Raw genomic sequence first — 25,078 nt, forward strand, 5'->3', positions numbered from 1 at the left:
TCCCCCTGACCCGCTGCGAAAAACTGAGGCAGATACGAAAACGTGTGAGTCGTCGTTACTGATGGGAGAGTCATCTCCTCGACCATCGATGTAACCGTCTTAACCTGGGCAGAGTGAGTGCACTCCAACTCAACCCTTGAAAAACGGACTACGAAAACTGCCAACACGACAGATCGAACAATCGCGACAGAGACATGCATGGAGACTGTCACTGGTGTGTTATTCGGTCAGGTATGCAGGCACCTGAACTCACGAAAGTCTGGCTGATATTATGGTTGAACCATCCGCAGAGCTCACCGTAGCAGAACTCGAACGCATGCTGACAAAACGTCGCCAGGAATTGACCTCGCTGATCGGTCAGCGAGATAAGCTCCAAAAAGAACTCGACGTCATTTCGCGACGGATTACTGAGCTTCAAGGGGGGGCCGATTTCACCCCGAGTCGCTCACCAGCTTACAACAGCGGTCGCGGACGGAATCCTGTCTCGCTCAGACACACAGTGATCTCCATTCTGACAAACCATCCGCCAGGGTATGCGCTCTCTGACCTGAGTGACAAGATCATCGAAACGGGCTACAAAACTTCCAGTAAAAACTTCAGGAATGTTTTGTACCAGTGCCTGTACAATACCCCACAGATCTATCACGACTCCAAAACCGGGACTTATCGAATTAATCCCAAATCCGATACGTGACAGTGAAATTTGTGTCACTGAGTTCGTTGATTCGATAGACCTCTTCGACTCACAACTCGTATCGAGACATCTCGACAGTCGTTAAGACCCGAGGCTTCAGGCAGCTCCAGCCAGTGCTTCTACACGACCTGCAGTCAGCCGCACAGTTCGGGTCGCTTCTCGCGCTAACTGGGCATCGTGGGTCACCATCACAATCGAAAGCTGCTCTTCGGTATTGAGCCGTTTGAGCAGATCCATAATTTCGCGACCAGTCTTTTCATCCAGGTTGCCCGTCGGCTCATCGGCAAGCAGTATCTGAGGTTGCGAAACGAGTGCCCGGGCAATGGCTGCCCGCTGCATTTCACCACCGGAAAGCTCCGAAGGCTTATGCGTCAATCGATGCGATAACCCCACGCGGTCGATCAATTGTTTGGCCCGGTCAATATGCGATCGACGGTTCTTCCAATACGACCAGATCGAATGGCGGATCATCAGTGGCAGAACCACATTCTCCACCAGCGTCAGTTCAGGCATCAGATGATAGAACTGAAACACGAAGCCAAAGACGCGATTACGAATCTGATCACGGGTGCGGGCTGGCAGATCATCAATCCGCTGTCCATCAAGCAGCACTTCACCCAGATCAGGGGCATCCAGTAACCCCATCAAATGCAGTAGCGTGCTTTTCCCTGAGCCCGATTGGCCCACGATCGATAGAAACTCTCCGCGATCAATCGAGATATCGACTCCGCGAAGTACAGGAACCTGATGATCTCCCTTGCGGTAAGCCTTATCGATCCCCGTGGCGACAAGCTGTGCATGAGGTGGCATGGCTGAACTGAGCAAGATTGTCTCGCAAGATTCGTCGACAACAGGATCGGACATCAGGCCGCCCTCACGACTAAGGTCGAAATAAACTTTGTTGGCTTGTTTGAACACAGGAAACCACAATCAATTATTCAGAACGCAGTGCCTGAACTGGTTGCAACCGGGCAGCTCTGCGGGCCGGCAGAATACTGGCCAGCACGGCAATCCCCATCGCACCGAGTGCGACAGAAACGACCATCCAGGGATCAATGTATGTCGGTATCTCAGGGAAGTAATAAATCCGCTCATCGAAGACTTTGCGGCCCGTGATATAGGTAATCACCAGTTCAATCTGGTTGATATACCTCACAAACAGCAGCCCGCAGGCCACACCGCCACCACTCCCCACAACTCCTAAAGAGAGTCCATAGAGCAGAAAAATTGACATCACGCCCGTTGAACTGGCACCCAGAGCTTTCAACACTCCGATGTCGCGTGTCTTTTCCACGACAATCATGAAAAAGATGGCCAGAATCCCGAAGCCAGCGACCGTAATGATCAGAAACAGGAGCACATTCAGGATGGATGATTCGACATCCACAGCAGCCAAGAGAGGCCCCTGCTTCTGTTCCCAGGTACGAATCGTATACAGCCCCGGCGGAAACGCGGCCCGCAACTTATCAACCACTTCACCCGCAGATCGGAAATCCTTGAGCTTCAACTGAATCGAAGTAATCGCCCTTTCGCCCGTTGTGGGATGCACCATCCCGCGAACCTGCTGCAGGTACTCGAGATTGCAAAAAACCAGTGAAGAGTCGTATTCACTCATTCCACTCTTGAACGTATCGACGACAGTCGCATTGAAATAGACAGGCTGTGGCGTCCCGGCTGTCACCGTACTGATTTTGACATCATCACCTGTGCGTACCATCCACTGGGTACGAATTTTCCCTGTCTCGGCATCTTCGAATGGAAAACTGATGAGTCCAGCTCCAATGTAGAGCTTGCCGGGAAGTGGTTCTGTCGGATCCACAGGAGCCGGTGGCACTGCGGCACCATTAGCCTGCGCTTCCATGGCAAAGGGATCGACCACACTGTCATCCACAGCTGGCTTGCGATTTTCAGGAACAGCAGCACCTCGCTGACGCTGATCGTGCAGTCTCTGCTCGCGAAAGAAAGCCTCCTGAGCGGCTCGATCCCGGCGGTAGTTTCGTGCCGAGCTTGTTAATGACCAGCCCGGCGGCTCGTTCGCCTGCCGTTCCGCTTCACGAACAACTTCATCGCCCTCTTTTTCCTGTCGATAACTTTGCAGGTAATCGACCAGTGGGCCAACTTCGGCTTTACTTTGCGGATCAATTCCAATCAACGTCACGGGCCTGGTGATCCACTGGCCGGCATATTCGAAGCTGATCATCCCGTAGATTTCGACAGTCGTCGTCATGCCGGCAATATGTTCACCGACGACTTTTTTCACGAGTGCCGCATGCGCATCGGGATTTTTCTCGCCATCGTAGCCATTGGTTTCAATGACCACATCAGAGAGCAACCCCTTAATCCGATCACGCATCTCACTGGAAAAACCCGCCATCACACTGTTGACGACAATCATGGTCGCCACACCCAGCATCACACTGATGATACTGGCCAGCGCAATGTATCTGGTTCGCAGATACTTCTGACACAAGAGCAGTTTATACATGTCGCTTCTCGCCAATCCTTTGGCCGAACTGCCTTAGTAAATTCCGAAATTCTCCGTCAGTTCAGGATTGAGCGATGCCCTGATCAGCATCTCAAAGCCCAACATCAACACGAGGAAGCCGGAATTCCGATATAGCGGTTCCACCGCTTTTCGGAGCCCATCGATCCCGACTCTAAGACTTTCGGCAAAAACTGCCAAGACCAACACCAGACTTCCACATCCCGCTATTTCTCCCATCCCCTCAGCCAGCAATAAAATGGGACGAATAAGCAAAGTAGGAAAGCAGCAAACGGCACAACATTACCTTCATCAAAGTTGTTAGCCCAGATCCCTGTCGCGAACAACCTGATCCCAATCAGCGAGGCGAACCTCGCTCCGTGCGATGTGTCCAACACCGGCAATGAAAAACACAACCTCAACCATTCGACCAGCCATGATCCGAAAAGCCGCAGCCGAGGAAACTCTGGAACTGCCAGTTTCCTTGCGCACAGACACCACCGATGAATTCGCGACCGAATCGACCACTCTCCACACGGCGAGCAAGCCTCGTGCTGAGCTTGATCGCCTGGCGAATCGTGATCTGGCCAAAGTCCTTGAACTTGGCCAGAAAACCTTTGGCGAACCCGTGATCCCCTTCACTCTCGATTGGGTGGGTGAATTTCTCCTGGGCCAGAATTCCCGTGGCCCGATCGCTCGCGGACTTCCTACTCAACCCCCCGTACGATACATCGATGCCGAATCGCATCGTCAGGGCATGGTTTTCGGCATGCGAGAATACCAGATCACGCTCCGCACTGGGGATTGCCGCGTGATCAATCTCATCCAGCAAACCTCTCAAAAATGCCCGTCATTCACGAGAGATGTCTGGCTGGTCGCCGAGCGGCAATTCCTGGCGCTCTACTACAAACTCAGACGCCTGGAAAAGGCCCGCTCACAAGTTGTCGCACCACTGATGCAGGACTCGCTTCGCGAGCGACTCTGGAAAAACACCATTGGCGTCCTGACACGCAATGCGGCATCCATGAAAGCACTTGGTGTCGCCATTCGTCGCGGCATGCTCCTGCGCGGAGAACCAGGAAATGGCAAAACCATGGCAGCTCGCTGGCTCAAATATGAAGCTGAGAAACGCAGATTAGCGTGGAAATCGATTTCCATTGCTCATTTCCGCGCTGCGCAACATCGCTGTGAGGTAGGAGAACTTCTTTCGCTGGGTTCCCCCGGGATCATCTTCTTCGATGATTTCGACGAACTCATCCGGCGGCGCGAGGAGAACCACAATTCGACTGATATTTGTACGCTGCTCAATGAACTCGATGGCATTGACCGCCGGTATGGTACGGTCTTTCTCTTCGCCAGTAATCTGCAGTGGAACGAGATCGATCATGCCCTGCGCCGCCCAGGCCGCATTGACCTGATGATTGAGTTCACCAAACCAAATGTCGAACTGCGTCGCCAGTTGATGGAAATCCACTGGTCGGAAATCCTCCGTCGGCAGATTGATATCCCTCTCGCTGTCAGCCAGACCGAAGGGATGAGTTTCGCCGAACTGGAAGAACTCAAAACGTTATTGGCCATGCAGCATTTCGATGAAGAGGAGATCGACTGGAATCGTGCCCTGGCCGAATTCCAATCCCGTCGCACAGAAACCGCTAAAAAACCGATTGGTTTTGGAGCGACATAAACCTGTTGTCGCGACCTGAAAATCTCGACGGAGCTGAACTCAACTTTATCAATAGGTCGCGTCAATCAATGTCTCAATCACGCCCGCAGCGTGTGTCGGAATGCACCCCGGCACACGCTGCCTCTCATCTATCAATTTACTTCGCGCTTTGATTCTGACTCTTCGCCAACTGTTCGAGGACATCCTTGGCCGATGTTCGCCCGCCGTGGCTGTCACTCACTTTTGAGAAGGCAATCTTTCGGTCGCTATTGAGCACAAATGTCGCTGGATAGGCTGTTTCATTCGGGGCATTCCAGCGTAAGCCGTACTGCTTCGTAAACTGATAATCGGGATCGACCAGCAGCGTATAGTGCTCGGGAATCACGCGCTCTCCGCGAAACTGCTTCGCCTTCTGGGCAAGTCCACTTCCAGCACCAGGATAGACAAACACAACCTGTGCCCCTGCTTGCTGAAACTTCTCCTGCGACTTCAGAAAATCATTAACCTGCACATTGCACAACGGGCATTGATAGCCCGGAAATCCCCGCAGCACAATCAGCACAACCGGCCCGCGCTCTGCAATCGTCGATAGCTTTGTCGTCCCCCCATCAACATTGGCCAGTTCAAAATCAGGGGCGACTTCTCCCGACTTCGGAGGTGCTGCCGTCGCGACCGAGAACCAGAAACCGCTCATCGCCACCAGGAGCATGGGCACGAGCCACTCATATCGCAGACGCTGTCGAAAATTCGCGATAACCGTCTTCAGCATTTTCTTATCCCTTCTCAAAGTGAATCGACTCTCCCCCGCTGATCACTCTCTCAGACAAGTGCTCTCCAGCAGTTCACAAACTCTGAGATACAATTCACGGCAACAAGTGACAGATTTTCCCGATAACATCGGCTCATCAAAAAACTTCCCATCATCTTCCAGCAGCCCCAATGGAACATCCGAGACTCTGCCAAACATTCAACTTTCCAAGAAAATCAAGTCGCTCTACACTGCTTCGCAGCCTTCCAGCTGGCCCGATGGATGACTCCACAACGACACCTGGGAAATCATGGGCAGGCCTCGTATGACAGGGATTCTTTCCAGTGAATGTCGCACTTCTAGGCCAGTGGCGGGACCGACCATCCTTTCGATTTCGCGCATTGCAGTATCTCCCCTACCTCGAAACTGTGGGCCATGCGGCAACCATTATCGAATTCTCACCTCATCTGTGGGGTCGCCTTCGCCAATACTCACAACTGGCAAAGTTTGATTCAGTCTTCATCCAACAGCGATTACTCCACCCTTTCGAACTTGCCTGGCTCAAGCGGAATACCAGACATCTCGTCTTCGATGTCGATGATGCGATTATGCGCAAAAGCGATGGCAGCCCCGATTCCCGCCGCATGTCGAGATTCCGCGCCATGTGTCGCTCGGCGAATCTCGTCATCTGTGGCAACCAGTTCCTGGCTGATGAAACCCGCGTGCATACATCAAAGCTGGAAATCATACCTACGACTATCGAGTTAAATCGCTATCCATCTTTATCTAGTAAATATGAATCACTAGTAAATATTCCGAATCCACTATTAACCATCGGCTGGACAGGTTCGCGGGCCACATGCCGCTACCTGAATGAGGTATTCCCTGTCATTGCCGAATTTCCAGGTCAGGTGCAGGTGAAACTCATTGCTGATGATCTCTCGAACTGCGATCTGAAACTTCTCCAGGACGTGCCTTACGAATTCATTCGCTGGTCACCCGAAACCGAAATTGCCGCTGCCACGACTTTTGACATGGGGATCATGCCTCTCCCGGATCAGGAGTTCACTCGCGGCAAATGCGGCTGCAAAGCCCTGCAATATATGGCCCTGGGCATCCCTGCCATTTGCAGTCCCGTCGGGATGAATGTCGATCTCATCGAACCAGGCAAAACGGGTTTTCTCGCTCGCACGGCTGGCGAATGGCGCGAGGCCTTCCAGCAATTGATCGCCAGCCCGAAACTGCGTGCCCAAGTCGGCATCGCGGGGTATCGCGTGGTGAGTGAACAATTCGCTGCCTCAACCTGGGCCCCCGCCTGGTTGAACGCCGTCTTCCCGACCACTCAATCCTCCACCCCCTCCTGACTTCCTGACTTTATCCCTTCTCCCCTTCCTGTCTTCTCGCCTTCCTGCCTTCCTCCCTTCTTCCCTTCTCGCCTCCCACCTTCTCTCGTTCACTGCCAGTTTGGCAGCTAAAGCGTCGTCGCTGGCCTTGGCAGCACCTTTTCTGGCAGGTAACCAACGCCAACCTGCAGCAGCAACTCATTTCCTATATGCGTGTTACGTCAATACGACACTGCTGGCATGGTTTTCGCTCCTCACTCATTGCACACGGTGGCGTATCCCACCAGACTGACAGTCTGAACGTATCCAACTACTGATTTTGACAGCGAGGAGTTCTCACGATGGCCAAAAAGGCTGCCAAAGACGGCATCAAGCTGACCCCTCTCGGCGACCGTCTGGTGCTCAAACGAGCCGAAGCCGAAAAGAAGACCGCTGGTGGCATTGTGCTGCCTGATTCTGCCACCGATAAGCCACAGCGAGGCGAAGTCCTCTCCGTTGGCGAAGGGCATGTCAAGAACAACGGCAACCGCATCCCCCTCACTGTCAAAGTGGGTGATGAGGTGATCTTCAGCTCCTACGCCGGCGACGAATTCAAAGTCGGCGATGAAACCTACCTCCTCCTCCGCGAAAGCGACGTCCTCGCGATCATCGCCTAGTGGCTGCTTTTAACTGACGATACAGGATGCCATGGCATCCGGGTGCCACTGCTGGCTGGCCCAGCAGTGCTCCTCCTTCAAATAGATACGACTCAACAAATCTCATCCGAGAAGGCGGCTCAACACCTTGACCCACCCTCTCTATCAGGAGTTTCTCAATGGCCAAGATTCTTGCATTTGACCAGGAAGCCCAGGAAGCGATGCGTCGCGGCGTCAGCAAGCTCGCCAAGACCGTCCGCGTTACTCTCGGCCCACGCGGCCGCAACGTGATCATCGAAAAGAGCTTCGGCTCCCCCACTGTCACCAAGGACGGCGTAACCGTCGCCAAGGAAGTCGAACTGGCCGATAAGTTCGAAGACATGGGCGCCCGCATGGTTCGCGAAGTCGCTTCCAAGACCAGCGATAACGCTGGCGATGGTACGACCACCGCAACTGTTCTCGCCGAAGCCATCTACGTCGAAGGCCTCAAGGCTGTCGTCGCTGGTGTGAACCCCATCGACCTCAAGCGCGGCATGGATAAGGCCGTCGAGCAGATCGTCGGCAAGCTCAAGGCTGCCGCCGTCGAGTGCAAGAGCAAGAAGGCCATCGCCCAGGTCGGGACTGTCGCTGCTAATGGCGATACCGAAATCGGCGATATCCTCGCCAACGCCATGGAACAGGTCGGCAAAGACGGCGTCATCACTGTCGACGAAGGCAAGAGCCTCAAGACCGATTTCGAAGTCGTCGAAGGGATGCAGTTCGATCGCGGCTACCTCTCCCCCTACTTCGTCACCGATCCCCAGACGATGGAATGCGTCCTCGAAGACGCTTATGTCCTGATCCACGAAAAGAAGATCAGCAGCATCAAGGATCTCGTCCCTGTGCTGGAGAAGGTCGTCAACAGCGGCAAGCCACTCCTCATCGTCGCTGAAGAAGTCGATGGTGAAGCCCTCGCCACACTGGTGATCAACAAGCTCCGCGGCACCTTCAAGATCTCCGCCGTCAAGGCTCCCGGCTACGGCGACCGCCGCAAGGCCATGCTCCAGGATCTCGCGATCATGGTCGGCGGCCAGGCGATCTTCGAAGACCTCGGCATCCAGCTCGAAAACGTCCAACTCTCCGATCTCGGCCGCGCCAAGCGGATCGTCATCGACAAGGACAACACCACCATCATCGAAGGGGCCGGCAAGGCTGCCGACGTCAAGAGCCGCATCGAGCAGATCCGTCGTGAACTGGCCAGTTCGACCAGCGACTACGACAAGGAAAAGCTCGAAGAGCGTATTGCCAAGCTCTCCGGCGGCGTGGCCCGCGTGAATGTCGGTGCTGCCACCGAAAGCGAAATGAAGGAAAAGAAGGCCCGCGTTGAAGACGCTCTGCACGCCACCCGCGCTGCTGTTGAAGAAGGCATTCTTCCTGGTGGTGGGGTCGCCCTGCTCCGCGCTTCGCTCGACCTCAAGCCCACTGGCCTGAACCATGATGAAACCGCCGGTTTCAACATCATCTTGCGGGCTTGCCGGGCACCTCTCACACAGATCTCGAACAACGCCGGCGTCGACGGCGCGGTGATCTGCGAGAAGGTTTCCGAGCTCAAGGGGAACATGGGCTACAACGCCGCCACCGGCGAGTACGAAGACCTCGTCAAGAGCGGGATCATCGACCCAGTGAAGGTGACCCGCACCGCTCTCCAGAACGCAGCCAGCGTCTCGACCCTGCTGCTGACCAGCGACTGCCTGATCGCCGAGAAGCCCAAGGCCGAAGATAAAGCCCACGGCGGCCACGGCGACCATGACATGTACTAAACAGCCCTGAAAAGCTGATTCGGCTCCAAAAAGAGAGGCTGCTGGTGAAAACCAGCAGCCTCTCTTTTTTTATTTACCGCCTCCGCAACACATCACCTTTCCCATGATGCCAATCCCGACCATTATCCTTTGTGTCCTCTTCGGTGGTGTGGTTGGCTACATCCTTCACGACATTTTCCCAAATCTCTGATGCCCTCCGGAATCTAGGACCGCCACAAATACAAGAACCCTCCCAAATCCAAATCAGAACTGAAGGGTGTTTTGTACTTTCCGAGGGCGACCGAACATTGGAAGGCTTACATCAGGAAATACGGTCAGTTTATTTCTCTCAGATATCACGAAACGAAACTCAAAGCAGCTATCGCCTAAAACAAGGCTTATCTGAAACTCTTCGGACCTGAAGCCTACTTTGATCGCCTCTCGTCTAGTAGCTAATCCGCCCCGCAACCTTGTCCCAAGGTTCCTTGTTTTCTTCGGGACCACAACTCATCGCATCGAACATCAGATTCTTGTAGAACCAAAGATGGCAAGCGATGTCCGTGAATCCTTCCACGAACGTGTACCGGCATAGAAACGTGTCATCACCGAATCCGACCCAGCCGTACATCCTGTTTGCCCATTTTTGGACCTCCAGGTCATTCTCGCCCTTTGTGTAATTGATCAGAATGCGTCGATCCACCTCCAACGGGCGGCCTACAACTGTGTAGAAGAGTCCCCGGACGATGTTGGCCAGTACGCGGTACATGCGAGAATCGTCTATAGGAAAGGCCAACTGCTCCCCGAGGTAAATTCCGCCATCCGTGTATCGTGACCGAACCTTGAAGTCATTCTGGGTATATCGGTCGAATTGGCCCCTACGTTCCGTCATTAGTTTCTTTAGCGGGCCGCCGATCACCTTCATCGCTTCAGAATGCTTCTCACTTCCCTCGTACATGCTCACAATTGTGCGGAAGTAATCATTGTCGTCTGCGAAAGACTGATTGCAGGAGACGTGTGCTGGCAAGGTTTTCATGCCGACCGGCTTTTGATCAGGCCAAAGACACTTGGGAACCCAGTGTTCCTTGCTCATTTTGCCCTGCGTCTTGTCCCCACAGCAAAACATACAGAGCTTCGGCTTTTTCTTGCGAGGATCTGGACCGTCATCACTTCTCATCTCATCCCTTTCGACATATTCTGGACCGTACATTATAGACACAAAACATCGGCTGGTGGTTCAGAGCAGTCGACCGGTCGCCTAGCGTCTGAGTTGTGACCGCAGGGTGGCCCCGGTTGAAATTCTAATTTCCACCGGGCTGGGTGGCATGTTCAGGGGTCAGAACTCTTCGTGCCATGCTCATAGCTCTGGATGAGCATGCCGGATTCTCGTTTAGTATTGATCCTTATAAAGACCCAAAGCATGCTTGCCCAGAACCGCAAGCATGGCACGAAATACGGGGCACAAGCTACGTAGGGTGGGTTAAGGCTTTGCGCAACCCACCAGCTTCGCAGACATCTCCCAAGCATGGTGGACACATCTCCCGCCCTCATTCCAAATCACTGAATTCGTCACCACTCCATTCACAGGTGCGGCCCCACTCCAAGGGATAAACCGCCCGCACGAACCGATGAAATGAACTCCAGGGCCAATCGGCGACACGGTTCACCAAGCCGTGCTTCAGAGGGTTCGCATGGATGTAATCGACGCAACGTTTCAAATCCTCCTCGTCGCGGCAAGTATGTTCGTAAAAACGACGTTGCCAGATCGCCCGCTCTCCTTTGGACTGGCGACTTGCGTTGGCGGCAACATCAGAGCCCCCACCGTTCAGCTACGCTTTGGTAAAATTCATTTTGATCAGCCTCCAGCGGCGTGAATAGTCAACATCGTCGCGAGGTAATGTCCATACGGTGTGCAGGTGATCCGGAAGCAGCACGATCGCAACGATCTCAAAGGGATATTTCCTGCGAACCATGCGAATCGCCTGACGCAAATGGTCCCTGCCGGCGTCTGTGGTCAAGATCGGACGACGGCGTTCTGTGACAACTGTGAAGAAGAATGTCCTGCCGTCGTAATTCCTGCGATAATCGCTCATGGGAATTCAGGTCTTTGGGGTTGGTGGGTTGCGCAGAGCCTTAACCACACCCTACAACTCTCGGTTCCGAATAGGCATTCGCTACTTGATGGCTTCGGCGTCTTCTTCGGTCAGGGTGACCTGGCCGGCGATGATTTGCGGGGCCAGCTTCTCGGCAACCGGTCCGATGACGCTGAAATGTGTTTTACGGGGGATCTTCAGGAAGTGGATTTGCGGATTTTTGTTCTTCTTTTGCATCGAGCGGATCGTATTCCAGTTTCCGCCGGTATCACCTTCAATCACATACATGGGAGACTGGATCGAATCGAGCCAGAATGATGGAGAGCGGACAACAACTTCCGTCCGGTTGGAGGTGTCGCCATAGACATATTCTCCATCGTATTGATTGGCAAACGCGACCGGCCCCAGGACGAAAATCGCTCGATAGCGATCACTGGCTGCCCCCACCAGCATGACGAGGGTGCCACCAGTGCTGTGTCCGCCGAGATAGATCTGCTGCGGGTCGACATAGGGCAGTTTCGCCAGGTGATCGGTCGCCGCCAGGATGTCATCCACTTCGCCCAGGAAGCCTTCCCGCACGCCGGGGTTGTTGTTGCCGCCGCGAAGCGAGGGGAACATCATGACGATCCCCGCTTTGCGAAAGGCACTTGCCGATTGATCGAAGTCACGATCGGCGGGCGACCAGACATCGCCAATCTCGTTAGAGTCTCCACCTGTAATCCAGATGATTGCCGGATGCCGCTTTCCATCTCGGGGATCCCTGGTGACATACGCCGCCAGATTGCCCACGGGGCTGGTGTAGCGAATCAATTGAAATTGTGAGGACTTGGGCGGAACTTCCGGCGGCCCAGAGCGAGGAATTTCCGAGACGATCTTTGTCTGGAGTTTCTTCCTCGCTTCGTTGAATTTGTTCGTCGCAGCTTCCGGAGAAGCTGTCACAGCGGCGGGTGAGCCGGCAGCCGCCTGCGGGTTGACAGCGGGAGGCTGTGCAGGAGTCATGACGACTGCCTCGCTGGCGGCCGATGACTCCGGGCGGGCTGATTGAGACTGTGGCTGAGGATCACTGGTGGGGAGTGGATCACTGGTGGCCGGTGAATCCTGCGTCGCCAGTGGAGCCGCACTCGCCAGCTCTTGAGGCTCTGTGACCTGCAGTTTCTGTTCAGAAGCCGATCCATCAGCACCGGCAGGATTTTTGCCTGCCTGAGAAGAACATCCGTGAACGATGCACAGGAACGCCAACGAGAAAATGACAAAACGGCCAGACATAACACCCCTTCGGAGATTCATGGATCGAACCCTTCAGCCAAAGACACATGCGCATACTTACAGTAATCTGGCCGTGGTATCCTGAAAAGAGGTTGAGCGTGGATCAGCTCATTTAATGATTTCTTTTGGGGTGGCAGTGCCAAATGGAGTTTTCCAGAACTCAAGGGCATCCGTTGTGAGACTCTCAGCCGCTTCTTTCCGAGGCATACACGTTTCCTGGCGACAGGCAGGCCGCGCAACCGTCCAAGCGGCGTGTCTTCACTCGCGAGCCGTGATTTCTCCAGCCATCTCAGAGCCACCACCTCAACAACTCGCTTCGCGCAAAACGGCATTGAGTCCGCCGACTTACTGTGGCACACTCAATGTTGTAATTCCCATCCAGAACAGCAGCGCAGCGGCAACCCGCGAGGACAATATGGCCATCGACCTCGAATCGATCAAACTCCTGACCCGCGCGGAGAAGGAAGAGTTGTTCCAGTTCCTTTCCAGCGAATTAGGTTTGGCCGAAGAGTTCGAACTCTCTGAGCAGGACCAGCAGGAAATCTCCCGCCGCCAACATGAGATGCGAACCGGCACAGTGCAGGCGATCTCTGACGATGATTTCTGGAAGCGGTGGGAAGGCCGCTGATGTCGAGCAGACAGACTCGCTATCACCCGCTCTTCGATTCCGACCTGCAGCTCGCGTATGATTGGTACGATGCCCAACGCGATGGACTGGCAACTGAATTCTTGAGCGAAGTCCGCCGGGGAATCAACAATATCCAGTCAGATCCCACTCGTTTTGCGAGGATCAATTCGGACGAACACATTACCGCCTCGACCGATTCCCTTATCTCATCATCTTTGAAGCCACGACAGACTCTCTCGACTTCTATGCGATCATTCATACAATTCGCCGCACACGGTACTCCCAGCGCCGAATGGAAGATTGATTTGTCTTCGATCGAGACAGCAGGTTTGCCCTGGAGATTAAGAAAACTAAAATATCTGCCGAAAAAGAGTAGCGATTTCATTTGCTAATTCTTTTCTACACGAGATTGGCAGAATCCTGTTGATTGAGTTTTGTCCAACATCTTGTTTTCAGGTCGAGTTGGTGGCGGTGTGGATTGAGGTTGTATTCGTATCCACCGTGAGGGGTGACTTCGATGTATTGACCGCCTTGAATCAGGATTGCATCCTGAGAGGCGTTGAGTTTTGCAGTGTGTTCCCAGATCCAGCCAGGATTCTCGCCTGTTGTTTCCACACGTTCGATTTCCCAGGAATCCAGTGTCAGGCGGTAGACTGGTGTGACCGATCCGTTTCGCTGCTCCCGGTAACCTATACAGCCAATGATATAGATGTGATTGTCAACCAGTGTGGCAGAAGCGAAATCTGTCGGCGGGAAAGTTTCGCGGGGATATCCCCAGATCTGGAATCCCCCTTTGCCATCAAAGACCGTGATGTCATTGAAAATATAAAAGTCGGAGTCGTAATAGTCTTCGTGTTCACCTGCGATACGGACAAAGCGGCCGTCAGGGAGTGAAACAATCGGGGCACCGTGACGATCGTAGGTCCAGACTTTTCGCGAATAGTCTGGTTCGGCTTCGCCCGCGTAATGTCGATACCCCATATAGGCATTCTCTCCCGTACGCACCATCTCCCGCCAGAAGGGGACTTCCATCAACTCAGGGTTGGTCAAGCCATCACGCGGCGCCATTTGTGCTTGAAACTCTTCCGGCGTGAGTTTTAACTCGAATGTGGCATCAGGTCTTAAGCCGAGATATTCGCGCTTGAATTCTTCATCCGCCTGATTCAGGTCATGTCCCGCATCGACTAGTCGCCTGACCGCTTCGATGCTCCAGGCATTGGAGATGACTGGCAATCTTCCAGGAGGCGTTTGTTCGGAATGCATTTTCAGCGAAGACTGCGGGAGGGCATTCTGAGTCGCTTCGGCTTTTAAGAGGAGGTCGATGCCGGGTAAGAAATTCTGTTCCACAGCCACGTCGAGAGCCGTCTGGCTGAAGCGATTGATGCCAGTGAAATCTGCTCCACGTTCCAGCAAGTGCTGGACCTTCTCTGCATCCTCACTCCGTACGGCATGCATCAGGAGTGTATTACCGTCACTATCAGCGGTGTTAACAGAGGTCTCTGGTGTCAGTTTTTGACGAAACTCTGTGATGGTTCCGTAATAGATGGTCTTCAGCAAGTTGGTCAGTGAGTTGTCATCCATAGTCAATTCATTGTAGGGCAATTTGCCCATGAATTAAACACTATAGATCACTACGGCAGGCGGCCGTCGATCATGTTTTTGGGCTGCAGGACGGGCAGGCGGCGGAAGAAGAGCCATGTAGCCTTGTAGGGTGGGTTAAGGCTTTGCGCAACCCACCATCATCTCACACATCCCGCAATTGTGATGAACACATCCCCGGCATCACTCAAAATCACTGAATTCGTCGTCGTCCCATCGACTCGTGCGGCCCCACTCCAGGGTATATTCACCAGCTTGCACGAACCGATGAAATGAGCTCCAAGGCCAATCGGCAACGCGGTTCACCAAGCCGTGCTTCAGCGGATTGGCGTGGATGTAATCGATGCAGCGTTTCGAATCCTCCTCGTCGCGACAAGTGTGTTCGTAAAAGCGTCGTTGCCAGATCGCCTGCTCACCTCTCGACTGGCGGCTGGTGCTGGGCGTGACATCGGCATTCCCTTCTTGAAGCCACGCCTTGGTGAAATACATTTTGATCAACCTCCAGCGGCGGGAATAGTCAACATCATTGCGGGGCAATGTCCAGACAGTGTGCAGGTGGTCGGGCAACTGCACGAACGCAACAATCTCAAAGGGATGCTTTCTGCGAACAGTGCGTATCGCCTGACGCAAATGGTGACGGGCGGTATCGGTCGTCAAAATCGGACGGCGGCGTTCTGTTACGACCGTGAAGAAGAACGTTCGGCCGTGGTAGTTCCGGCGATAATCGCTCATGGTAATTCTGATCATTAGGGTTGGCGGGTTGCGCAGAGCCTTAACCCACCCTACGCAAGGCTACGGCAGGCGGCCGTCGATGATGTTTTTGGGCTGCGGGACGGGCAGGCTGCGGAAGAAGAGTTCTCGCTCGGCGGCACACAGGTGAATGTGGTCATCCACATGGCTGGCCCCGTGTACGACGACGAACTGCTTGGGCCCGGGGGCTGCTTCAAAGAGCTTCTCTCCCAGTGCCAGGGGAATGAGCTGATCTTCATTGCCATGGCTTTGCAATAAAGGGCCCTGGTATTGCTTCAGCTTTTCAGCCGAGTTCAGCCGCTGGGTCATATTCCATTCGGGCAAGAGCCAGGCGGCGTGTTGCCGGGCGACATCCGGGAGCGATGGGAAGGTACTTTCCAAAATCAATCCGCGGGCTCCACCATTCGCTGCGAGATCAACCGCAACCGCTCCGCCCAGCGACCGGCCCATCAGCACAACTTCTTCAGGTGCGATCTGATTCTGTTTGGCCAGCCAGTCACGGGCAGCGGTCGCATCGATGAGAATTCCCCGCTCATGAGGAATCCCCGTACTGCGGCCATATCCGCGATAGTCAAAGACCAGAATTGTTAATCGATGCTGACGACTCAGCCGGGCAGCCAGCACACTCCACTGATCGACAGTCCCTGCATTCCCATGACAATAAAGCACAACGGCCTGAGGAGCGGGATGGGCGAAGTAGCGACCATCCAGCTTTTGACGATCGGGGGTTTCGATGGTGACCTGCTCGCCCGGCGGCAAGACTTCGCCGGGCTTTTGCTCGCCCCCTGCAATGAGGGAAGAAAAGTTGGGGTAGACCAGCACCTGTTCGACAGGCCGGAGCGGCGAGAGAGGCCCCAGCAGACGACATCCCTGGGCCTGAACGACTTGAACCAGTATCAGCAGGAAGAAGACCCAGCGCATGTCGGCGTGTTCCTCCCTTCGTCTGTCGTTCCACCGTATTGAGCAATGAAGACCAGCAGAATCTGCCGGATTATCCCGCCAGATCGTGGCCAGAATCCCGCCCTATCAATTCCAGTTTCGGCTACATGCTCAATGAGGCTTGAAGGATTCTCCCTCGCTGAAGAATCAGTGGCAGCACTCGCCGACCGGAGGGAAAAACTTCAGGAAGGAGACGACACAGCGGGCATCGATTCGGTCTCGCTGCCACGGCGGGGAATGCGTTCACCGCCCACCACGGCACCACTTCCCAGGTTGAGCGAGAACGATCTCGTCAGTTCGGCCCCAAAGAGCAGCACCTGCATCGAGTAGTACATCCACACGAGGAAGACAACGATCGAACCGGCGGCCCCATAAGCATTCCCCACACCGCTCTGGTGGAGATAAAACGAGATCGCGATCTTGCCCAGAAGGAAAAGAATCGCGGTCACGACGGCACCGAGAGCCGTATCCCGCCAGGTGAGCGAGACATCCGGGAGCCAGCGAAAAACACCAGCAAAGAGGAGCACAAAAACCACAAAGTTGATCGAAGGATCGGAAAACTGCAGCAGCGATTGTGTGGCTGGCACGATATCGGTCGCGACTTTACCTAACGAGGTCACAATGAGGCTCAGCACAATCGAAGTCAGTACCAGCAGCCCGATGCCGAAAATCATGAAAAACGACAGGAATCGATCTTTAATGAACCGCCACCAGCCTGTCGTACGATGAGGCGGGACTTCCCAGATTGTATTGAGGGCATCCTGCAATTCGACGAAGACCGCCATCGCTCCCACCACGAGAGTAATGATGCCAATCGTGGTCGCGATAAATCCGTTGGTTGATTTGCGGGTATTGGCCACAACTGAACTGACGATCTGGGCCGCTTCCTCACCGACAACTTCACGCATCTGGTCGGTCACTTCGCCACGAGCGACTTCCCCACCGACAATCATGCTCAACAGCCCGACAGAAATCACAGCCAATGGAGCCAGTGACAAAATGGCATAAAACGCGAGCGAAGCCCCCAGCCTCGGACACTTATGAGCCAGCCATTCACGGCCGGCATCCACAAAAACGTGGACCACTGCTCGAAAACTCAATCGCTTCACCATGGGCATAAAAACATTCCACCGCTGGAATATGACAGAGGAATGAAACAGTGGAACCGGGACGAGGCTTCAGGTATCAGGTATCAGGTATCAGGCGAGATCAACGCCGCGGGAACATCACTGAGAGGCGAACAAAAATGGGTGACGATCTTTACTAACCGGCACCCATGGGTTCACCCGTGATTCCATCCCACACAGAGCGTTACGACTTCGCAGCTGCGAGCACAGCTTCGTAGTTGGGATGATCGGCGATTTCCTTGCAGTATTCGACGTACTTCACCTTGCCATCGGCACCCACCACAAAAACAGCGCGGGCGAGGCAACGATCGAGTGGGCCGCCGCTGATCAGCACGCCGTAATCGACACCAAAATCGGTGCAGCGATGAGCGGAGAGCGTCTTGATGTTCTCGACCCCTTCCGAAGCACACCAGCGCTTGTTGCCAAAGGGGAGATCCATACTGACGACGAAGACATCGACATTCGGCAGATTCTTGACTTCGTCGTTGAACTTCTTGGTTTCGAGAGCGCAAACTGAAGTATCGAGCGAAGGGACCGTGGCAATAATGGTGGTCTTGCCACTCAGTGTGACTTCACTGAGATCGTTGGCCTGCAGTGAAAATGTGGGTGCGACATCTCCCACAACAATCGCACGGCCCTTCAGATCGACAGGATTTCCCTTGAGTGTTGTTGCCCCAGCACGCTTCATAATGCCATCTCCCCCTGAAAGATGAGTTTGTTCAGCGAATCCATTGATCCGGCTCTCAACAGGAAGTATCGCAGGTCGGTCAGCAGTTTCAAAGGAACAGGTCTGTTCAGTGCGAATCCATAGTGACCGCAGAAAGGCCAGCCCATGCGTCTCTCTAACTCGGCGATCACCTTTTTGACGACACTGGGATTACTGACCATTGGCGTCATGCTGCTCGATATCCGGCAAAACGGTGTCAGTTACTGGATCTTCCCGACCTCTTACAAGGGCTGTGGCACTTCTCACCTGCGGTTACTCACTGCCGAAGATTTCCCCTGGAATGAATCCGCCCGCTGCCGACTGATTCACACCAACTCGCCTGAGGAAATCGTGCAGGAGGCCATCGACACGAAACATTCATTCCCAGAATGGAAAACGCTACAACCGCCAGGGCAATCGACACTTTTGCAAGGATCTGTTTCGGTCGATGGACGCATGATTTTCCCATTTCTGGTGCGATCCAAGAAGATTTTCCAAGAGAAACAAGCGATCGTGCGCCTTGATGTACCTGGAGAAGCATCGCGAGTGTATGTAGTGACTGTTGATTGGGGCCTTCGTGGAAACCGCGCCACCGCCACACTTTCGAAAGATTCGAAGTATTACAATCTGCCGGAAATGTGACAGAAGCCGACAGACTTGTCACAATTGGCAATGAGATTTTGATTGGTACTTGTTGCGGATATTGGCAAGCGAATGTCGACCTACGATTTTGATGTGCTCGTGATTGGCGCCGGTCATGCAGGGTGCGAAGCAGCACTGGCAGCGGCTCGGCTCGGTGCGCGAACCGCCCTCCTCACCATGAATTGCGATACCGTCGGCCAGATGAGCTGCAATCCCGCAATTGGCGGTGTTGCCAAAGGTCAGATTGTTCGTGAAATCGACGCCCTCGGCGGCGAAATGGGCAAAGTCATCGACGCCAACGGCCTGCAGTTCCGCATGCTCAATCGCAGCAAAGGGCCCGCGATGCACTCGCCGCGAGCCCAGGCCGACAAAAAGCTCTATCAGTTCGACATGAAGCGGCGAATTGAAGAACAACCCCATCTCACGCTTCGACAAGAGACCACAGAACGGCTCCTTGTGGAGCATGTTCCCGGTAACCGACCACAGCTGACAGGCGTGCTGGTGCGCGGAGGTGCCATTTACAGGGCTCGTGCCGTCGTTCTCACCACAGGGACATTCCTGCAAGCCATTATGCATACCGGGGAAGCTAAAACTCCCGGCGGACGGGCCGGTGATGGCACAACGGGAACACTTTCCGATTCACTTCGCGAACTCGGCTTTCAGCTCGAACGCTTCAAAACCGGCACACCCGCCCGGCTTAATGGCCGCACGATTGACTACAGCGTCATGCAGGAACAGCCCGGCGACGACGCCCCCCAGCCTTTCTCATTCATGACGACCAAACTCCACCAGCAGCAGCTCAGTTGCTGGCTGACCGAAACCAACGAATCGGTCCACGAGGTCATCAGGGCCAACCTGCACCGCGCGCCGATGTATTCGGGGCAGATCAACTCGCGCGGACCGCGCTATTGCCCATCAATTGAAGACAAAGTCGTCCGCTTTGCCGATAAGTCTTCGCACCACATTTTTCTGGAGCCCGAGGGTTACAACACCCGCGAAATCTACTGCAATGGCATCTCGACAAGCCTGCCTCGCGATGTTCAGGATCAGATGATTCATAGCGTCAAAGGCCTCGAAAAAGCCGAAATCATGCGCTATGGCTACGCAGTCGAATATGACTACGCACCGCCGACACAACTTTTGCCGTCACTGGAAACCAAGTCTGTGAAGGGGCTCTACTTCGCCGGGCAGATCAATGGGACCACTGGCTATGAAGAAGCGGCTGGTCAGGGCCTGCTGGCAGGGATCAATGCCGCGCTGGCGCTGCAAAGCCGGGAACCATTGATCCTGGATCGCAGCGAAGCCTATCTGGGCGTGCTCACTGACGATCTTGTCACCAAAGGCGTTGATGAACCCTACCGGATGTTTACCTCACGGGCCGAGTTTCGCCTCGTTTTGCGCCATGATAACGCCGACCTCCGGCTGACTGCCAAAGGACGTGATGTGGGGCTAGTGGATCAGGAGCGGTGGACGGCGTTTGAACAGTACACGCAAGACCTGCAGGCAGGCCGTCAGCTACTGTGCAAAGAGCGATTCGAAGGAGCCACACTCGAAGAAATCCTTCGCCGACCCGAAACGACATGGCAGACGTTAAAAGAACTTTCACCCGTCGTGGCTGCACAGGCGATTTCTACGCGAGCGGCTGAGCAACTGGAAATCGAAACCAAGTATGCAGGCTATATCCGCAGACAGGATAGCGACATTGAAAAAGCCTCCAAGCTGAGCAATGTCCGCATTCCGACAGCCTTCGATTACCACGCGATTCAACATCTTCGCAAAGAAGCCAAGGAAAAACTCTCCCGCATCCAACCCGCCGATCTTGGGCAGGCCGGCCGCATCAGCGGCATCACCCCGGCTGATCTCTCCATCGTGCTGCTGCATATTAAAGAACGTGATCGACTGACAAGTGCCTGAGTGAAGAGGTAAAGCCCATCGATCAAATCAGGGTTTCATAGAGGAATCACCTGTCTTCAGCAAGTAGTGGTGCGCATAACGAAAGTTGGTCTTCGAATCACCGCGAAGATAGCTCACCCACTCTGGCTTCGTCTCATGCCGCAACCATGCCAGATGCGCCAGGGCATAGCCATACATGGGAGGTGTCATATATTCAGGACGAATGTGACTCGTCCCAGGCCATCTGGAGTTCCGACTCTCCCAATTTCTGGGACTATTTGCCAGAAATAGCCCAAATCCATGAAACAGAGCATTGAGATCTGTCAGAAGCTCGTTGTCGTACTCATCACCTTGTACACGGTATTCACCCATCAGTCGCAAGTGAGATAGTTCGTGAGCCATGGTGCCAATCAAATCCACAGCCTGAGTCAGATCGCTGATCTCGATATGTATTTTCGCTTTACCAGTTTTCTGCTCATATAAACCAGCAGCTCCTGGAGGGAGATACTTCCCTTGCTGGTTGACCAGCCAAAGAGGATTCTCAATCTTAAATGTTTTGAGGATGACTCGCTCAGAATCGACATCCATGTAGCTGCATACTTGATGAAAAAGACGCTTGACTCCATCTGGCGACTGAAGATTCATCTCTGGGAAAAAGTCATCCGTGGGAAGAATCACGGCACGACGGGTAAACACATCCTTCCCAAATTGACGGGTCAACCAGATGAGACGTTGTTCGACCCATGCTTTTGCATGAGGATCAACCGGACACCAGGGTTTGAACCAACCAAACATCACTCTTCCCTACTGATCGAGTAGACTTCTCCTTCACGTTCGGCATACGAAGAGTTAAATGTTTCCGGGACAAGAAATCCAGTTCTCGCTGAATTTGTGACTCACAGGTCTATAAAGCGTCAAGATTTAGTCGCTGCGATTGAGATTTGAGGTTCATTCTGGGATTACCTACCTTTCACCCCAAAGCTCCTTCAGCACAGGCACTAAACTGGGATCATGCTGAACAAGTTCTTCGCGGTTGAATGGGAAGAAATCATTCGTTGAGAAGTAGGCTTCGCTCGACTCGGAGAAGTATTCCATCGGACTGGTCATCGCATAAGCTCTGGTCTTTACTGAACGACCATTACCAAATCTCTGTTCGACCTGCTCATACTTTCCTGATTCTTTGGCAGCCTCATAGGCACGAATGATTTCAGCATTTGCATAGCCCCCCGTCAGCACGCGGTCATGGTAAGCATGTGCCAGTTCATGCAGGGTGATATTGGGCATGCGACGAGACTCCTCTTCAAAAATGAGCACGTTGGTGAATTCAACCGCGCGGGCCATTTCGGGAAGTCGATTGTTCGCCACCAGCCATTGACGACTGGGGTGATACACAGCCTTGGGAGGAATCCCCTTATATTCTGGCGACAACCATATTGTGACTTTCTTCAGCTCCTGTACTGCCATAGGCGGTACCACCTGCACGACTTCTTTGAGTTGTGCCTCCAGAAGTTCCAGTGCCTTCTTCAGCTTCTCGGAATTCTCGACCTTGAGTTGCCGATGAATGCGAACTGTCCAGCCTTGAATGAAAGCCTCATCGTAGGCTTCAACCCCGGATTTTTCTTTCTCCACAGGTTCCTTCGAAGCTTGCGAAATGCCTGACTGGGTCTTGTCTGCAACCGCTACTGGAACAGGTGCTTTTTCACTTGCCGGGGAACTCTTTAGAGGGAGCTTCTCATGGATATAATTCGTCATGAGCTGATAGAGATGAAAGTTCGTTCCCCGCCCTTCACTGATACTATGCGACCGGCTGGGATAGGGCATGACTGAAAACTGCTTTCCATGCGCAATCAATTCGTTCATCAACTGCTCGGTTGCCTGATAATGGCAATTGTCGTCGCCCGTCCCATGAATCAGCAGCAGATCACCTTGCAGTTGTTTCGCAAACGTCGTCGGCGAGCCCTGCTTGTATCCCTCCTGGTTATCGCCTAATAACCCCATATAGCGCTCCTGATAGATCGTATCGTAGAGCTTCTGATTAGGCATTGGCGCGACAGCAATCGCCATCTTGTAAATCTCGGGATAGCGGAAGAGTGCATTGAGGCTCATACTGCCACCACCACTCCAGCCCCAGATCCCTACGCGGGCAGGATCTGCAAAGGGCCACTTCGCCAACAGGGCTTTGACAGCCAGTGCCTGCTCTTGTGAGGCGAGAAGCCCGATCTGCTTATAAACGCATTTGCGGAAGTCACGCCCGCGGGGAGACATGGTGCCGCGATTATCAACAGCCGCGACGATATAGCCCTCCTGGGCCAGCATGCTGTACCAGAAGCCGCGTTTCCCCATCCAGACATCACGCACCACCTGCCCATGCGGCTCTCCATAGACATGCAGGAATAGAGGATGCTGCTTTTCACCTTTTGTGTGTGCCGGTGCAAACCGCCAGCCATCGAGTTCAATGCCATTTCCAATATCAACCCGGAAGAGTTCCGGCTGCGGGAACTTCCACTGTGCCAGCTTGTCTTTAAGCACCTGATTATCAGCGAGCGTACGAACGACCTCATGGCTGGGAAGTCGAACAACTTCAGTTAGCGGAGGGGTCGTCAGATTCGAGAAAGTATGGATCGCAACTTCAAAGGAGGGTGCGATCTGATAGGTATGCCAGCCGGATTGCCCGGCGGGAGTCACCCGCTGAATTTCGCCACCTCGAAGGGGCACCTGATACAGATAGCGCTGAGTCGGATTCTCCGGCGAAGCAGCGAAGTAGAGAATCCCTTTGGTCTCATCGATGGCTTCGACATCAATCACATCGAAGGATCCCCTAGTGATGACCTGAAGTTCGCCACTTTCCAGATTCGCACGGTAGACGTGCCTCCAGCCCGAACGCTCACTGATCCAGAGGAATTCCTTGCCGCCTGCCAGCCATTTGACGGGATTGTCGTTCTCAATCCAGGTCTCTTCGACTTCTGTCATCACCGTACGAAGTTTTCCGGAAGTCACATCGACCAGGAAGACGATATTGCGGTTCTGCGGACGATTCATCTGTTGAATCAGGAGTTGGCCACCCGCCGGTGTCCATTCGACCTGCGGGATGTAGTGCTCGCGAGGATCACCGGGGAGTTCAATCCAGGTGGGCTTGCCACCAGAGATGTTGACCACACCAACACGCGTCGATGAATTCTTTTCACCCACTTTCGGGTAAGGGAATGTGATCACCTTGGGATAGTTCTGCTGGCCATGATCAATCATGGTGAAGCGTGGCACACCGGTCGTATCAAACTGATAAAAGGCAATCGACTGGCTATCCGGACTCCAGCGCCAGCCATCTCGAATCGCGAGTTCCTCTTCGTTCACCCAATCGGAAGTCCCATTGATCAACGTCTCCGAACCATCCGTGGTTAAAGGAGTCACCGTCCAGTCCGTCAGTGATTGAACATAGAGGTTATGAGCATAGACGAAAGCGACTTTCGTTTGATCGGGAGAGATCTTGGCAAACATCATCTGCGCGGGGGGAGTTGTCCCGCCCAGCTTGGTCAACTTCTGCTGTTTGAGATCAAACAGCCAGTAGTCGCCACGAGTATTCTGCCGCCAGACTTTCTGGCTGTTGGTATAGATCAGCAGTTTTGATTCGTCCTGGGTGAACTGAAAACGCTGCACGGCCAGTGGCTGTTCGCTTCCTGGTGGAATGAGCAGGTTCCCTGCAATGACAACTTCTTTCGCCCCCGTCTGGATGTTAATCCGCATCAGGCTGACAAACTTCGCCTGAGGATTCTCTTTCTCGAATGAAAAATAGCTGTTCGAGAGCCGGCTCCATTGGAAGCTCCCCACACGTTGTTCGTCGAAATCTTTCGAGTTAAAAATTCGATCGAGGGTGAGTTTCTCAGCCGGATTGTCGGCAGCAGAGACCCGATGGCCAGGAGAGAACTGCATGGAAAGAACGACAGCACTCGCAACCACTGCTGATAAATAGAGAGAGCGATAATTCATATCATGCACCTGAAGGTAGGATATTCTATAGGAAAGGTATCACGCCCAGGCCATCGGCAGGGAGTGAATCATGGGCAAGGAGTACAAACCGATTCACACGATTGCGACATG

General features: G+C 53.8%; 20 protein-coding genes and 1 pseudogene. 8 read left to right on the forward strand and 13 right to left on the reverse strand.

The window, feature by feature from the left end:
* Positions 1-271: 271 nt before the first annotated feature.
* Entirely contained in the window at positions 272-694 is a 423-nt protein-coding gene (locus PLIM_RS12960; RefSeq protein ID WP_013110773.1) for a hypothetical protein, read from the forward strand.
* 96 nt (positions 695-790) lie between these two features.
* On the opposite strand, the gene PLIM_RS12965 is transcribed toward PLIM_RS12960, so the two are convergent.
* Positions 791-1,558, reverse strand: coding sequence for an ABC transporter ATP-binding protein (locus tag PLIM_RS12965; protein WP_013110774.1), 768 nt, complete (start codon positions 1,556-1,558; stop codon positions 791-793).
* A 70-nt stretch (positions 1,559-1,628) separates the two neighbouring features.
* Positions 1,629-3,179, reverse strand: a complete 1,551-nt coding sequence (locus PLIM_RS12970) for an ABC transporter permease (protein ID WP_013110775.1) — start codon at positions 3,177-3,179, stop codon at positions 1,629-1,631.
* Between the two features lie 400 nt (positions 3,180-3,579).
* Between PLIM_RS12970 and PLIM_RS12975 the strand changes: the two genes are divergently transcribed.
* Positions 3,580-4,860: an AAA family ATPase gene (locus PLIM_RS12975; RefSeq protein WP_013110776.1), complete on the forward strand. Its 1,281-nt coding sequence runs from the start codon at positions 3,580-3,582 to the stop codon at positions 4,858-4,860.
* A gap of 136 nt (positions 4,861-4,996) precedes the next feature.
* Here PLIM_RS12975 and PLIM_RS12980 read toward each other — a convergent pair whose 3' ends face one another.
* On the reverse strand, positions 4,997-5,608 hold the full coding sequence (locus PLIM_RS12980; protein ID WP_013110777.1) for a peroxiredoxin family protein: 612 nt from the start codon (positions 5,606-5,608) through the stop codon (positions 4,997-4,999).
* A 323-nt stretch (positions 5,609-5,931) separates the two neighbouring features.
* On the opposite strand from PLIM_RS12980, the gene PLIM_RS12985 reads away from it, so the two are divergent.
* From PLIM_RS12985 to groL, 3 genes are all read left to right on the forward strand, one after another.
* Positions 5,932-6,951, forward strand: a complete 1,020-nt coding sequence (locus PLIM_RS12985; protein WP_013110779.1) for a glycosyltransferase — start codon at positions 5,932-5,934, stop codon at positions 6,949-6,951.
* Positions 6,952-7,271: 320 nt separating this feature from the next.
* The gene (groES, locus tag PLIM_RS12990) at positions 7,272-7,586 is read left to right on the forward strand and encodes a co-chaperone GroES (protein ID WP_013110780.1); all 315 of its coding nucleotides are present in this window, start codon (positions 7,272-7,274) and stop codon (positions 7,584-7,586) included.
* Positions 7,587-7,744: 158 nt separating this feature from the next.
* On the forward strand, positions 7,745-9,364 hold the full coding sequence (groL, locus tag PLIM_RS12995) for a chaperonin GroEL (RefSeq protein ID WP_013110781.1): 1,620 nt from the start codon (positions 7,745-7,747) through the stop codon (positions 9,362-9,364).
* A gap of 424 nt (positions 9,365-9,788) precedes the next feature.
* Here the strand turns inward: groL and PLIM_RS13000 are convergent, their stop codons facing one another.
* The 3 genes and pseudogenes from PLIM_RS13000 to PLIM_RS22930 form a co-directional block, all read right to left on the reverse strand.
* Entirely contained in the window at positions 9,789-10,517 is a 729-nt protein-coding gene (locus PLIM_RS13000) for a hypothetical protein (RefSeq protein WP_013110782.1), read from the reverse strand.
* 370 nt (positions 10,518-10,887) lie between these two features.
* A pseudogene (locus PLIM_RS25030) lies at positions 10,888-11,433 on the reverse strand (REP-associated tyrosine transposase).
* A gap of 81 nt (positions 11,434-11,514) precedes the next feature.
* Entirely contained in the window at positions 11,515-12,699 is a 1,185-nt protein-coding gene (locus PLIM_RS22930) for a prolyl oligopeptidase family serine peptidase (protein ID WP_013110783.1), read from the reverse strand.
* A 271-nt stretch (positions 12,700-12,970) separates the two neighbouring features.
* Here PLIM_RS22930 and PLIM_RS13015 point away from each other — a divergent pair, with 271 nt between their 5' ends.
* Entirely contained in the window at positions 12,971-13,327 is a 357-nt protein-coding gene (locus PLIM_RS13015) for an addiction module protein (protein ID WP_041401722.1), read from the forward strand.
* Positions 13,328-13,726: 399 nt separating this feature from the next.
* On the opposite strand, the gene PLIM_RS13025 is transcribed toward PLIM_RS13015, so the two are convergent.
* The 5 genes from PLIM_RS13025 to tpx form a co-directional block, all read right to left on the reverse strand.
* On the reverse strand, positions 13,727-14,908 hold the full coding sequence (locus PLIM_RS13025) for an ankyrin repeat domain-containing protein (protein WP_052301574.1): 1,182 nt from the start codon (positions 14,906-14,908) through the stop codon (positions 13,727-13,729).
* Between the two features lie 201 nt (positions 14,909-15,109).
* Positions 15,110-15,658 (reverse strand): REP-associated tyrosine transposase, encoded by a 549-nt coding sequence (locus PLIM_RS13030; protein ID WP_041401725.1) that lies wholly within the window; start codon positions 15,656-15,658, stop codon positions 15,110-15,112.
* A 60-nt stretch (positions 15,659-15,718) separates the two neighbouring features.
* On the reverse strand, positions 15,719-16,597 hold the full coding sequence (locus PLIM_RS13035) for an alpha/beta hydrolase (RefSeq protein ID WP_013110788.1): 879 nt from the start codon (positions 16,595-16,597) through the stop codon (positions 15,719-15,721).
* Positions 16,598-16,797: 200 nt separating this feature from the next.
* On the reverse strand, positions 16,798-17,733 hold the full coding sequence (locus PLIM_RS13040) for a YihY/virulence factor BrkB family protein (protein ID WP_013110789.1): 936 nt from the start codon (positions 17,731-17,733) through the stop codon (positions 16,798-16,800).
* A 193-nt stretch (positions 17,734-17,926) separates the two neighbouring features.
* A complete protein-coding gene (gene tpx / locus PLIM_RS13045) occupies positions 17,927-18,430 on the reverse strand; it encodes a thiol peroxidase (protein WP_013110790.1) in 504 nt (167 codons plus the stop codon).
* Positions 18,431-18,574: 144 nt separating this feature from the next.
* On the opposite strand from tpx, the gene PLIM_RS13050 reads away from it, so the two are divergent.
* Positions 18,575-19,090: a hypothetical protein gene (locus PLIM_RS13050; protein WP_013110791.1), complete on the forward strand. Its 516-nt coding sequence runs from the start codon at positions 18,575-18,577 to the stop codon at positions 19,088-19,090.
* 72 nt (positions 19,091-19,162) lie between these two features.
* On the forward strand, positions 19,163-21,004 hold the full coding sequence (gene mnmG, locus PLIM_RS13055; protein WP_041401727.1) for a tRNA uridine-5-carboxymethylaminomethyl(34) synthesis enzyme MnmG: 1,842 nt from the start codon (positions 19,163-19,165) through the stop codon (positions 21,002-21,004).
* Between the two features lie 27 nt (positions 21,005-21,031).
* Here the strand turns inward: mnmG and PLIM_RS13060 are convergent, their stop codons facing one another.
* Both PLIM_RS13060 and PLIM_RS13065 read right to left on the reverse strand, forming a co-directional pair.
* Positions 21,032-21,778 (reverse strand): hypothetical protein, encoded by a 747-nt coding sequence (locus PLIM_RS13060; RefSeq protein ID WP_013110793.1) that lies wholly within the window; start codon positions 21,776-21,778, stop codon positions 21,032-21,034.
* Positions 21,779-21,946: 168 nt separating this feature from the next.
* Complete coding sequence (locus PLIM_RS13065; protein WP_013110794.1) at positions 21,947-24,967, reverse strand: DPP IV N-terminal domain-containing protein; 3,021 nt, start codon at positions 24,965-24,967, stop codon at positions 21,947-21,949.
* Positions 24,968-25,078: the final 111 nt, after the last annotated feature.

This window comes from Planctopirus limnophila DSM 3776 (genome assembly GCF_000092105.1).
Lineage (GTDB): Bacteria > Planctomycetota > Planctomycetia > Planctomycetales > Planctomycetaceae > Planctopirus > Planctopirus limnophila.

Coding starts and splice junctions, on each gene's coding strand:
- PLIM_RS12965 (WP_013110774.1), bottom strand. CDS start 1,558: ATGTCCGATCCTGTTGTCGACGAATCTTGCGAGACAATCTTGCTCAGT.
- PLIM_RS12970 (WP_013110775.1), bottom strand. CDS start 3,179: ATGTATAAACTGCTCTTGTGTCAGAAGTATCTGCGAACCAGATACATT.
- PLIM_RS12975 (WP_013110776.1), top strand. CDS start 3,580: ATGAAAAACACAACCTCAACCATTCGACCAGCCATGATCCGAAAAGCC.
- PLIM_RS13025 (WP_052301574.1), bottom strand. CDS start 14,908: ATGGATGACAACTCACTGACCAACTTGCTGAAGACCATCTATTACGGA.
- PLIM_RS13050 (WP_013110791.1), top strand. CDS start 18,575: ATGCGTCTCTCTAACTCGGCGATCACCTTTTTGACGACACTGGGATTA.
- PLIM_RS13060 (WP_013110793.1), bottom strand. CDS start 21,778: ATGTTTGGTTGGTTCAAACCCTGGTGTCCGGTTGATCCTCATGCAAAA.
- mnmG (WP_041401727.1), top strand. CDS start 19,163: ATGTCGACCTACGATTTTGATGTGCTCGTGATTGGCGCCGGTCATGCA.
- PLIM_RS13065 (WP_013110794.1), bottom strand. CDS start 24,967: ATGAATTATCGCTCTCTCTATTTATCAGCAGTGGTTGCGAGTGCTGTC.
- tpx (WP_013110790.1), bottom strand. CDS start 18,430: ATGAAGCGTGCTGGGGCAACAACACTCAAGGGAAATCCTGTCGATCTG.
- PLIM_RS13000 (WP_013110782.1), bottom strand. CDS start 10,517: ATGAGAAGTGATGACGGTCCAGATCCTCGCAAGAAAAAGCCGAAGCTC.
- groES (WP_013110780.1), top strand. CDS start 7,272: ATGGCCAAAAAGGCTGCCAAAGACGGCATCAAGCTGACCCCTCTCGGC.
- PLIM_RS22930 (WP_013110783.1), bottom strand. CDS start 12,699: ATGTCTGGCCGTTTTGTCATTTTCTCGTTGGCGTTCCTGTGCATCGTT.
- PLIM_RS12960 (WP_013110773.1), top strand. CDS start 272: ATGGTTGAACCATCCGCAGAGCTCACCGTAGCAGAACTCGAACGCATG.
- PLIM_RS12980 (WP_013110777.1), bottom strand. CDS start 5,608: ATGCTGAAGACGGTTATCGCGAATTTTCGACAGCGTCTGCGATATGAG.
- PLIM_RS13030 (WP_041401725.1), bottom strand. CDS start 15,658: ATGAGCGATTATCGCCGGAACTACCACGGCCGAACGTTCTTCTTCACG.
- PLIM_RS13040 (WP_013110789.1), bottom strand. CDS start 17,733: ATGCCCATGGTGAAGCGATTGAGTTTTCGAGCAGTGGTCCACGTTTTT.
- PLIM_RS13035 (WP_013110788.1), bottom strand. CDS start 16,597: ATGCGCTGGGTCTTCTTCCTGCTGATACTGGTTCAAGTCGTTCAGGCC.
- groL (WP_013110781.1), top strand. CDS start 7,745: ATGGCCAAGATTCTTGCATTTGACCAGGAAGCCCAGGAAGCGATGCGT.